The organism is Kluyvera intermedia (assembly GCF_021440345.1).
In the GTDB taxonomy this organism is placed as follows: domain Bacteria; phylum Pseudomonadota; class Gammaproteobacteria; order Enterobacterales; family Enterobacteriaceae; genus Kluyvera; species Kluyvera intermedia_A.
In genome coordinates this window covers 1-316 of record NZ_JAKCNS010000073.1, presented here as the reverse complement: position 1 = coordinate 316, position 316 = coordinate 1, and the positions used below count along the sequence as shown (strand labels likewise).

Sequence of the window (316 nt, the reverse complement as noted above, 5' to 3'; positions counted from 1 at the left end):
TTTTTAAAGAGCAAAACTTCGCAGTGAACCTTTTCAGGTACACTCTGAAGTTTTCTTGTATTTTTCGCAGTAAAGAAGATGGTGGAGCTATGCGGGATCGAACCGCAGACCTCCTGCGTGCAAGGCAGGCGCTCTCCCAGCTGAGCTATAACCCCATCGCAAAAACGAATCTCTGTACCGACAATTCTTCAGGAAGAATTTGGTAGGCCTGAGTGGACTTGAACCACCGACCTCACCCTTATCAGGGGTGCGCTCTAACCACCTGAGCTACAAGCCTGCAGAGATTTTACTGCTAATTTTCATCAGACAATCTGTG

Annotated in this window: 2 tRNA genes; both read right to left on the bottom strand. The window is 47.5% G+C overall.

Annotated features, from left to right (window positions below):
- Window positions 1-79: 79 nt before the first annotated feature.
- A tRNA-Ala gene (locus LZ634_RS18080) sits at window positions 80-155 on the bottom strand.
- A gap of 45 nt (window positions 156-200) precedes the next feature.
- Window positions 201-277, bottom strand: a tRNA-Ile gene (locus LZ634_RS18075).
- Window positions 278-316 lie beyond the last annotated feature (39 nt).